Origin of the sequence: Chamaesiphon sp. VAR_69_metabat_338, from assembly GCF_031423935.1 — a bacterium.
In the GTDB taxonomy this organism is placed as follows: Bacteria; Cyanobacteriota; Cyanobacteriia; order Cyanobacteriales; family Chamaesiphonaceae; genus Chamaesiphon.
The window spans coordinates 1-10,486 of the sequence record NZ_JANPGM010000711.1 but is presented as its reverse complement, the minus strand read 5'-3'; the positions used below and the strand labels follow the sequence as shown (position 1 = coordinate 10,486).

The 10,486-nt window shown below is 48.1% G+C and carries 9 protein-coding genes; 7 read left to right on the top strand and 2 right to left on the bottom strand.

Going from position 1 to position 10,486, the window contains the following annotated elements:
* Positions 1–252 precede the first annotated feature (252 nt).
* The 3 genes from RMO84_RS19925 (at position 253) to RMO84_RS19915 (ending at position 3,607) form a co-directional block, all read left to right on the top strand.
* Positions 253–999, top strand: coding sequence for a serine protease (locus RMO84_RS19925; RefSeq protein ID WP_310490182.1), 747 nt, complete (start codon positions 253–255; stop codon positions 997–999).
* Positions 1,000–1,218: 219 nt separating this feature from the next.
* Positions 1,219–1,905 (top strand): ATP-dependent Zn protease, encoded by a 687-nt coding sequence (locus tag RMO84_RS19920; protein WP_310490181.1) that lies wholly within the window; start codon positions 1,219–1,221, stop codon positions 1,903–1,905.
* An 85-nt stretch (positions 1,906–1,990) separates the two neighbouring features.
* On the top strand, positions 1,991–3,607 hold the full coding sequence (locus RMO84_RS19915) for an FkbM family methyltransferase (protein WP_310490180.1): 1,617 nt from the start codon (positions 1,991–1,993) through the stop codon (positions 3,605–3,607).
* Positions 3,608–3,614: 7 nt separating this feature from the next.
* Here RMO84_RS19915 and RMO84_RS19910 read toward each other — a convergent pair whose 3' ends face one another.
* Complete coding sequence (locus RMO84_RS19910; RefSeq protein WP_310490179.1) at positions 3,615–5,798, bottom strand: heavy metal translocating P-type ATPase; 2,184 nt, start codon at positions 5,796–5,798, stop codon at positions 3,615–3,617.
* Between the two features lie 140 nt (positions 5,799–5,938).
* On the opposite strand from RMO84_RS19910, the gene RMO84_RS19905 reads away from it, so the two are divergent.
* Together RMO84_RS19905 and RMO84_RS19900 are read left to right on the top strand one after the other, a co-directional pair.
* Positions 5,939–6,331, top strand: a complete 393-nt coding sequence (locus tag RMO84_RS19905; RefSeq protein ID WP_310490178.1) for a metalloregulator ArsR/SmtB family transcription factor — start codon at positions 5,939–5,941, stop codon at positions 6,329–6,331.
* A 17-nt stretch (positions 6,332–6,348) separates the two neighbouring features.
* Positions 6,349–7,524 (top strand): MFS transporter, encoded by a 1,176-nt coding sequence (locus RMO84_RS19900; protein WP_310490177.1) that lies wholly within the window; start codon positions 6,349–6,351, stop codon positions 7,522–7,524.
* Here RMO84_RS19900 and RMO84_RS19895 read toward each other — a convergent pair.
* A complete protein-coding gene (locus RMO84_RS19895) occupies positions 7,521–8,843 on the bottom strand; it encodes an Nramp family divalent metal transporter (RefSeq protein WP_310490176.1) in 1,323 nt (440 codons plus the stop codon). The two genes, RMO84_RS19900 and RMO84_RS19895, sit on opposite strands and share 4 nt — an antisense overlap.
* 191 nt (positions 8,844–9,034) lie before the next feature.
* Here RMO84_RS19895 and acpP point away from each other — a divergent pair, with 191 nt between their 5' ends.
* Together acpP and fabF are read left to right on the top strand one after the other, a co-directional pair.
* Positions 9,035–9,274 carry an acyl carrier protein gene (gene acpP / locus RMO84_RS19890; protein WP_310490175.1) on the top strand — a complete coding sequence of 80 codons (240 nt, stop codon included), beginning with the start codon at positions 9,035–9,037 and terminating at the stop codon, positions 9,272–9,274.
* Positions 9,275–9,392: 118 nt separating this feature from the next.
* Positions 9,393–10,486: beta-ketoacyl-ACP synthase II (gene fabF / locus RMO84_RS19885; RefSeq protein WP_310490174.1), on the top strand; the 1,094-nt coding region annotated here is incomplete at its 3' end.

Sequence of the window (10,486 nt, the reverse complement as noted above, 5' to 3'; positions counted from 1 at the left end):
GTAACGCTACCTAAAGGGACTGACTCGGCGCAAATCCTCCAGCAGATGCTGGATTTACGTGCTAGAGCTTCCGGAAGAATCATTCAACTCAGTGGCAAACAATTAGTCCAATATCGCGATCGAGACGCTTATGTTGACATCGAGTTATTGTTGGCTCAATAATTGTCAAAATATACCGCTGTGGCTAGCGCAGCAGCTCGCCACCACTAGCTGCTGTGTTGCCAATAGGGAAATCTTCAGTACCGCGTATCGATGAAATCGCGTTCGCCCAATCTGACTGCGCGGGTAGTAAATATCATACCGATCGTTGCTCTAATGGCATTTTTTAGCTATGTGCTGTGGCAGATCCTGATGCCAAATGTCAGCGAGATTGCCAGTACGATCTCAGTCAGAATTGATGGTGCTAATACTGGCTCTGGCGTTATCGTTGAGGCTGCTGGTGTCGGTACCGCCGCTCCCTTCAAACATCGATATTTGGTGCTGAGCAACTGGCATGTGGTGAGTCCCCCAGCCGTGGGAGCCAAGAGATCGCTGACGATTGGCACTAGCGATGGCCGCAAACATATAGTGTCGATCGCTAAGGTTGTTAGAGTTGGTAAGTTAGATTTAGCTACTTTAGAATTTCAGAGTCAGTATCGTTATCGAGCTGCTAGCATTGGTAACTCCGCTCGACTCCGCGAGGGCGATGTCGTGTATGTATCTGGGTGGGCAGATCCTAGCCCCCAACTAGTAACGCGCACCTACCAATATTTGGTTGGCAATCTCTCGGGACGCATCGATCGCCCTCGGGATGGTTATGCTCTAGTATATACAGTGAATGCTTTGCCAGGAATGAGTGGCGGGCCGGTACTCGACTGGCGGGGAAATTTAGTAGGCATCAACGGGCGTGCTACGGTAGATCTACGTACGGGTACGGTCAATTCCGTCCTCGGGATCGATATCGATCGTTATCTACGTGCCAGGGGCGATTTACCCACTCATAGATGGCATAAATATTAAGTCTACAGTTCGGAGTTCGGAGTTGCGGCTCGCGCACGCCTTTGTTCCCCGACGGTATAGCGAGACAGCGACGCATCGACTGGGAGGTTCCCTCCCGGTTGTGTGCGTCAAGACAAGACAGGGAGTTGAGAGGGGGAATTCAGAGTGATTTTGGTCGAGATCGGGAATCGATCGTTGGGGTATTTACCAGTGGGCAAGCGAACTTCTAAGTATTTGTGAATGAATTCAGATAATCCAACCAAACAAATTTCGCTAAATTTAGTGGCAATCTGTGTTTTTGGGATGACTATTTCTAGTTTAGTCACCCCACTAATTAACGTACCATCCACACTTCCGATCGCGATCGTCGCGGCAATTATCGCGGGCACCACGATCGATAATTTCTTCTTCAAAAGTACGATTGCCACCCTCGTTGTAGACGCGATCGCCGGGACTAAAGATGCCTATCGCCAACGGATCGTCCATCATGAAGCCGGACACTTTTTAGTTGCGTATTTACTCAATATTCAGATTGCTGGATATACACTCAGCGCGTGGGAATCATTGCGCCAAGGTCGATCGGCACAAGGTGGGGTAATGTTCGCCCCGCCGCAAGCAGATATTTCCAGCCGCTTGCTAGAGCAGTATTGTACGGTGTGGATGGCGGGAATTGCCGCCGAAAAATTGGTGTACGATCGAGCGGAAGGCGGCGGGGAAGATCGCCAAAAATTACGCGGTGTTTTATTCGTCGCAGGCAAACAGCAACAGGAAATAGTCCGCCAAGAAAACGCCGCCACATTGCAAGCCAAAACCCTAATTCAAACCAATTGGGACGCATATCAAGCATTAGTAACCGCCATGGGCGATCGATTGCCAGTCGCCGAATGTTGTGAGCAAATCGATCGACTAAAATCCCCAACACCCTAATCGACTGTAATTTCTATCCTAAAGCCTAAAGCCTAAAACCTAAAACCTAAAGCCTATCCCCTACCCCCTATCCCCTACCCCCTAAATGATAGATTTCGACCCCAAACAAGCCTACCTAGACTACATCAAACAAAATCAGGTAGAGATCGCAGATCCAGCATCGCAAACACTCAACCAAATTTTGGATGACTGTCAGTGGGAACAGCCCCAAACAGCCTTAGATTGGAATAATCTGGCTGTCACCGCGCTAGTCTCAGCCGAAAGCTGCGATAACTCCCTGGCGCATGGCTTATACGCCGAAATTGCCTTTGATGCGGTGCAAGCCGGTGCGGAACTAAACCAACATCCGCTGTGTGCGGCGCATTTAGCCTTGCTCAACTGCATGTTAGGAAATTACACAGAGGCGGCGCAGATTGCCTTTAGTGCCTTTATCAATAACCTGCAACCTACCTATACCGAAGCCCAGATCGAGCCAGGAATCGTGTATATTCCCCCATTGGCGCGCACCCACTGCATCACCAATGGGCGCAGCGAACAACTCCAGCGAATTTTGAATGTGGACAATGGCTACACCCAAGCCATGCTGATGCTTTCTGAGGTGCTATGTAGAACCCAAATTAGCTTGGACAATCATACGGGGTTACGGCTATTGCATCTGATGAATCAATTGATGCCGGAGCTGATTTTTCCGAATATGCGGCTGGGCATTTATAGCATCGGCAATCAAGAATTAGAAGGCTTAGTTTATCTCCATCAAGCTGCCGATCTTGCCTTGGATCGCCCGACTATTTTACAAGCATTATACTTAGCTTATTTAGATTTAGAACAGCCAGAAGCCGCCCAACACTGGCAGCAAATTGGGGTTGATTATGGCAGCCAAATCTCCACTAAATTACCGTGGCAATGGACGGAATTGGCGATCGATAGTGAATGGACTTATCTGCCTTTCGATGGTGGCAAAACCGCACTCGGCGATCGCGCAATTTCCCTAGCCGTAGCGGCGACTTTGCAAAGTCCGACTACCCGCTGTTTGCTCGCTGAAGGTGATTGGTTCGAGCGAGAATTAGAGTTTTGGCGACAGTATTTGCAACCGGGAATGAAGGCGATCGATATTGGTGCGAGTGTCGGTATTTATACGTTTAGTGCCGCACGTAGAGTCGGCGTCAATGGTAACGTCTACGCGATCGAGCCATTTAGCACCGCTGTCGATTGTCTGTATGAAACTTGTCGCCATAACCAACTAGAAAACATCCAAATTTTTAGACAAGCGATCGGCGATCGCGATGGTAGAGCTAGACTTATTTTACAACCTAGTAGTGAATTCAACTATCTAGCAGCAGTCGATGAAGTACTAGCACCAGCAACCGAAATCGAAGAGGTAGATTGCATCACACTCGATACATTTGTCGAGAGACTGGGCATCGATCGGCTCGAAGTAATTAAGATTTCCACCGAAGGCAACGAACTGGCAATTCTTACAGGCGGCGAACAAACCCTCGCTAAATTTGCACCGACAATTATTTACAACAGTTACACCAGCAAAGGTGTCGATTTAGCCGCCGCCCAATACTTACTCGATCGCGATTACGAACTATTTCGCTATCAGCCATATTTACAACAATTAATCCCCCTAGAGAGCGAATCAGACTTCGCTGAAGTCATGAAAGCGATCGCTATTCCCAAGAGTGGGGGCAGGGGTTAGTCGATAATTATTTCATCACTCTAGTAGCATTAAAAATTGCCACTAACGCCACCCCAACATCGGCAAAAACAGCTTCCCACATTGTCGCTACTCCTAACAAACCGAGTCCGATGAAAATAACTTTGATAGTTAAAGCAAAGATAATATTTTGCATGACGATCGCGTGAGTCTTCTTACCTACCTGAATGGCTTCGGCAACTTTGGCAGGTGCATCTGTCATCAATACGACATCCGCAGTTTCGATCGCCGCATCCGAACCCAATCCACCCATTGCAATCCCCACATCGGCTCTGGCAATTACCGGCGCATCATTAATGCCATCCCCAACGAAAGCCACCTTACCCTTCTTCTGGAACTCCCCAAGTAGCTTTTCGATCGCTGCTACCTTGTCTTCTGGCAATAATTCCGCCGCAAACGTATCTACTCCCAAAGTGTTGGCGATCCGTTGCGCTACAGCTTGCGAATCCCCCGTCAGCATCACAATCCGCTCGACACCTGCGGCACGAAGATCGCGAATTGCCTGCACTGCATTTTCTTTCATTTCATCGGCAATAATGATGTAACCCGCATAGACTCCATCTACTGCCAGATGCACGACAGTACCCTCGACATTACAGGTGTCATGAGCGATATTCTCGCGATGCATCAATCGATCGTTACCCGCTAAAACGAGCTTTCCTTCAATCGTCGCCTGAATGCCATGAGCGGCAATTTCGGTGTAATTCGAGATGCTAGATTCATCAATGGTTCGATTGTATGCTGTGCGAATCGATTTGGCGATCGGATGATTAGAATTTGATTCTGCTACCGCTGCAATCCGTAGCAATTTATCTCGATCGAAACCATTACAAGGAACGATTTCACTAACTTTAAATACACCTTTTGTTAGCGTCCCCGTCTTATCAAACGCAATCGCTTTCACTCCTGACAAAGTATCTAGAAAAGTCGATCCCTTCACCAAAATGCCGCGTTTAGCCGCTCCACCAATTCCCCCAAAATAACCGAGGGGAATACTAATTACCAATCCACAAGGGCAGGATATCACTAACAGCACCAGAGAGCGATAAACCCATTCAGTATGGGTGGCACCTGGAATTACCAGTGGTGGAATTAATGCTACCAGTAGCGATGAAATTACCACGATCGGTGTATACCGACGGGCAAATTTAGTAATGAATTTCTCAGTTTCGGCTTTCTTCGCACTCGCATTTTCAACTAAATCGAGAATTCGCGAGATCGATGATTCCCCAAACAATTTTGTGACAGTTACAGTTAATACGCCAGTTTGATTGATGGTTCCGGCTAACACAGTCTCGCCCACATTCACCGTGCGCGGCACCGATTCGCCCGTCAATGCCGATGTATCGACTTGAGAATTACCTGCGATGATTTCACCGTCTAATGGTACCTTTTCCCCTGGCTTAATCACGATCGCGTCGCCTACTCGCACCTGTTCTGGGGAGACAATCTGAAGGCCATTGGCTGTTTTAAGATTTGCCGCATCTGGACGAATTTCTAAGAGCGACGAAATCGATCGACGCGATCGACTAACGGCTGCTTCTTGAAATAACTCACCGATTTTAAAGAATAACATTACGCCAACAGCTTCGGGCAATTTATGAATTGCGATCGCGCCTATAGTCGCGATCGTCATCAGAAAGTTTTCATCAAATACTTGTCCGCGTAGAATATTTCGTCCGGCGGTAGTTAGTACCGTCCAACCACTCAATAAATAAGCGGGAATAAATATTACATATTCACCGATCGCATAAGGTGTATCGTGCAGTCGTTCTTCAAATACCGAACCAAATACAAACAGGGCAATTACGACCCCAACCAATACACCCTCACGTTTTAAGCTAAACGCTCCGCCACCATGATTATGAGCATGGTCGTCCGCATCTTCGTCTCCATCATCATGGCTGCTATGGTCGTGACTGCTGTGCTTATCTGGATTAGATTTCTCTGCGCCGATCGTATAACCTAATGCTGTCACTCGTTGCTCGATCTCTGCCTCACTCACTCGTTCTGGGTCGTAAGTGACAATCATCCTTCCAGTTGCCACCACCACAGAGATCTCAGCTACCCCTGCTAGCGTCTCTACCGCACCTTCAATCTTCAGCGCACAGCTCGTGCAGTCCATTCCACCAACTTGCATCCGTTGGGTTTTGAGCGCAGGTACTTGAGTCATAATATTGTGGCAAGTGTCGAACTAATATCTTAGATTGTAGACCAAAATCATAATACCTGAAAGTATATTCATATATAGAATGATTCTCATTCCTACCGCTATAATTTAAGGAGAGTCAATCTTCTTCACCAAAACTTTCCATGACCGAGCAGGAATATTCAAGCGAATCGATCGAAGATACTCAGGTACCTAGTTGTGACGATCGATTGGTACATTTAGATAACGTTCGTCAACTGCAATTAGAAATTCTGTCAATGGCTGAAGCGCAACGTCGGGCGGAGCTATTTACTGTCTTGGCAGATCCCAATCGGTTGCGGTTGCTCTCAGCATTAGCCAACCAAGAATTGTGCGTCTGCGATCTGGCTGCGGGTTTGAAAATGGGCGAGTCGGCGGTATCTCACCAGTTGCGAGTATTGAAATCGATGCGAATGGTCAATTATCGCAAGGAAGGGCGAAATGTCTACTATAGTTTGGCAGATAGTCAGGCGATCGAAATATATCGATCGATCGGATCGAACTTTAAATTTATCTAAATCATCAGGTTGATATTTTGCTAACTGCTCTCCGACGATTGCCGCCTAATGTTTGGCTGATTGGTGTAATTAGCCTGCTCAACGATACAGCCAGCGATCTGCTGTACCCGCTCATCCCCTTGTATCTATCCTCGGTTTTGATGTCTGGGCCGAAAGCTTTGGGGCTAATTGAAGGGGCTGCTGAAGCGACTAGCAGTATTTTGAAGCTAGTGTCGGGAGTATTGGTAGATAAAACTCATCGTGTTAAGCCGTGGATCGTTTGGGGCTATAGTTTAGCGGGTTTTAGTCGTCCGTTAATATCGATCGCGAATAGCTGGGTAGCAGTGTTGGGAATTAGAATGCTCGACAGGGTTGGGAAAGGCTTGCGGAGTTCGCCCCGTGACGCGCTCCTGGCCGCTAGCGTTCCCCCAGAGCGGCGGGGTTTGGCGTTTGGACTACATCGCTCGATGGACAATGCTGGGGCGGTGTTGGGGCCAATTTTAGCCGCGATCTTGCTGGGCTACGGATTCAAAGTTCGGGATTTGTTTGTGATTTCGATCGTGCCAGCCGTTCTGTGTCTGGGGATGTCACTCCTAATTCGAGAGCCAAGAAATGTGCTAGCTGAAGTTGGGCGCGGTAAATTTAGCTGGAATTTCCACAACTTACCGATCGAGTTCAAGCGTTATCTAGTGGCTGTAGTGGTGTTTACGCTGGGTAATTCTTCCAATATGTTTCTATTACTTCGAGCGAGAGAATTAGGTTTGCCAGAGTCTCAAGTCCCCCTTGCTTGGGCAACTATTTCAGCAATTGCGATGATATTTGGCACGCCATTATCAGCATTATCTGACAGATTCGGACGAATCAGATCGATCGCCGCTGGTTGGTTAGCATACGGATTATTTTATCTATGCTTGGGATTTTTATCTCCTGGAAATCCAGTTTTACTATTTGGTTTGTTTGCCTTTTACGGCTTATTTCTAGCTGCGACTGAGGGCGTAGAAAAAGCTCTAGTCGCAGATTTAGCTCCAGCGGCAATGCTGGGTACAGCCTATGGGTGGTATAATTTAGCCAGTGGAATTGCACTGCTACCTGCTTCGATTATTTTCGGGTGGTTCTATGAGACTGCTGGAGCTACAGTTGCTTTTGAATTTTCGGCAGGTTGCGCTCTGGTATCAACTATTCTCTTGTTTAGGGTTAGATCGACAGCAGATTAGCGAGGGTTGAGCCACCCTGAAAATGTCTGGATTAATAACCAGCCATTCAGCCCAACAATGATCGTTGCTACTGTACAAGCCAGCACCTTGAGCCAAGTAGGATTGACAAATTCGCCCATCAATTTGCGATCGCTAGTAAACATAATCAGTGGAATAACCGCAAACGAAAGCTGTAAACTCAGAATCACCTGACTCAGAATCAGCAAACTAGTTGTACTCCCTTCTCCAAAAAATATAATCGTCAGCAGTGCTGGCACGATCGCCACCAGTCGAGTCAACAAGCGACGCAGCCAAGGTTTCATGCGAATGTGGAGAAATCCCTCCATCACAATTTGCCCCGCCATCGTTGCTGTTAAAGTTGAATTTTGACCGGAGGCTAATAACGCGATCGCAAAAATCGCACTAGCCGGAGCGACACCCAACATCGGCGATAATAGTTTATAAGCATCCTGAATTTCGGCGATATCTTGCTTGCCCGAAAAATGGAACACCGCCGCTGCTAAAATTAAAATTGCCGAGTTAATAAATAACGCTAAAGACAGTGCAATTGTTGAATCGATCGTCCCAAATTTAATCGCTTCTCGCTTCTTTTCTGGGGTATCTTCCCAAGCGCGGGTTTGAACGATCGATGAGTGTAGATAAAGATTGTGCGGCATCACTGTCGCGCCTAAAATCCCGATCGCAATATACAGTGCCTCTGGATTTCTGACTACTTCTACTTGCGGAATAAAACCGCCGATAATCCCACCTAAATCGGGTTTAGCAAAGATTAATTCAGCGACAAAACAACCTCCAACCACAGCGATAATTGTGATTACTAATGCTTCAATATAACGAAAACCCTTACTTTGGAGAAATAGGATTGCAAAGACATCTAGAGCCGTAATGCACACGCCTATAGCTAAGGGAATATTGAACAATAACTGTAACGCGATCGCACTACCGACCAATTCAGCTAAGTCGCAAGCTGAAATCGCAATTTCACACAATACCCACAGACAAAAACTCACAGGTTTACTAAAATTGTCCCGACACGCTTGCGCTAAATCTCTTCCAGTTGCCACCCCCAACTTAACGCAAAGTGCTTGTAACAAGATTGCCATCAAATTTGATAACAAAATGATGCTCAATAAACTGTAGCCGAATTTAGCACCGCCAGCTAGATCCGTTGCCCAGTTGCCTGGATCCATATATCCGACCGAAACTAGGTATCCTGGGCCTGCATACGCCAACAGCTTTTTCCAGAAGCTACCGTTAGTTGGGACGGTTACTGTCCGATGCACTTCTGGTAGTGAAGGAATTTTGTCGATTTGGGACATGGGCTAGTTTTCATATTTTTCTCATAATCTTTAGGCTAACACACATGCACTTAGAGCCTAAAGCCTATTTTGGCGCATTTTCATATTAAGATGTAGAGTGCTATTGACGTACCCTCGATGACCTTTGGTCTGCCCTGGGCAATCGGGTGTAAGAGCTGGATTATCGTTATTAAACTAAACACAGAACAAATATGAGCGCAGATGTATTGGCTAAAGTGCAGGCCGTAATTGCAGACAAATTGGAAGTAGATGCCAGCAAAATCACTCCCGCAGCGAACTTCACCGACGATCTGGGAGCTGATTCCTTGGATGTAGTCGAACTCGTCATGGCACTAGAAGAAGAATTTGACGTAGAAATTCCTGATGAAGAAGCCGAAAAACTCCAAACCGTTCAATCCGTAGTTGACTATATCAACGCCAAAAACGGCTAGTACCGCTGCGCGGCAGCCGATCGTGCGGTGCAACGATGCGGAGCAAACCTCCGCATGAACTAGATCGCCCCAACCACCTCCTACCCCAGCACCCCCACAGCTCATCTCTATATCCACCATGACAAATTCCCATCCCCAATCCCAGCGCAGCGATTCGGCAAAGCCGACGCTAAGCGAACGCAAACGTGTTGTTATTACTGGCTTGGGTGCAATTACGCCCATCGGCAATACTTTGGCTGAATATTGGGACGGCTTAGTGAGTGGACGGAATGGGATTGGGACGATTACCCACTTTGATGCCTCCAGGCACGACTGTCGGATTGCGGGAGAACTCAAAAATTTCGACCCGTTGCTGTATCTCGAAAAAAAAGCCGCCAAACGGATGGACAGGTTCGCGCAACTAGCCGTGTGCGCCACCAAACAAGCGATCGTCGATGCGGGATTGACGATCGATAGTACTAATGCCGATCGGATCGGCGTCACTATCGGCACGGGGATCGGCGGACTCAAGATCCTCGAAGAACAACAAGAAATCTATCTCACCAAAGGCCCCAGTCGGTGTAGCCCGTTCATGATTCCGATGATGATCGCCAATATGGCCGCCGGACTGGTGGCGATCGAACTCGGAGCCAAAGGCCCCAACTGCTGTACCGTCACGGCCTGCGCTGCCGGTGCTAATGCGATCGGCGAAGCATTTCGACTGATTCAAGGCGACTACGCCACAGCGATGATTTGCGGCGGTACGGAAGCAGCGATCACTCCACTGGGAATTGCCGGATTTGCCGCTTGCAAAGCCGTCTCCACCCGCAACGACGATCCGCTCCATGCCTGTCGTCCCTTCGATACCGGACGCGATGGCTTTGTCATGGGTGAAGGTGCGGGGATACTAGTCCTCGAAGAACTCGAACACGCCCAAAATCGCGGCGCGAAAATCTACGCCGAGATCGTTGGCTATGCGATGACCTGCGATGCCTATCATATGACCGGACAGACTCCTGGCGGTATCGATGCCGCCAGAGCGATGTCTCTATGTCTCAAAGATGCCGGACTAGCACCCGAAGCCGTCAACTATATCAACGCTCACGGTACCAGCACCCCGATCAACGATCCGACCGAAACCGCCGCAATTAAAAAAGTTCTGGGCGACCATGCTTACAAGGTTGCCGTGAGTTCTACCAAATCGATGACCGGACACCTGCTCGGCGCCGCCGG

What these genes read in the sequence shown, in the direction of transcription:
- RMO84_RS19925 (WP_310490182.1), top strand. Translation starts at nt 253, where the DNA reads ATGAAATCGCGTTCGCCCAATCTGACTGCGCGGGTAGTAAATATCATA.
- RMO84_RS19920 (WP_310490181.1), top strand. Translation starts at nt 1,219, where the DNA reads ATGAATTCAGATAATCCAACCAAACAAATTTCGCTAAATTTAGTGGCA.
- RMO84_RS19915 (WP_310490180.1), top strand. Translation starts at nt 1,991, where the DNA reads ATGATAGATTTCGACCCCAAACAAGCCTACCTAGACTACATCAAACAA.
- RMO84_RS19910 (WP_310490179.1), bottom strand. Translation starts at nt 5,798, where the DNA reads ATGACTCAAGTACCTGCGCTCAAAACCCAACGGATGCAAGTTGGTGGA.
- RMO84_RS19905 (WP_310490178.1), top strand. Translation starts at nt 5,939, where the DNA reads ATGACCGAGCAGGAATATTCAAGCGAATCGATCGAAGATACTCAGGTA.
- RMO84_RS19895 (WP_310490176.1), bottom strand. Translation starts at nt 8,843, where the DNA reads ATGTCCCAAATCGACAAAATTCCTTCACTACCAGAAGTGCATCGGACA.
- acpP (WP_310490175.1), top strand. Translation starts at nt 9,035, where the DNA reads ATGAGCGCAGATGTATTGGCTAAAGTGCAGGCCGTAATTGCAGACAAA.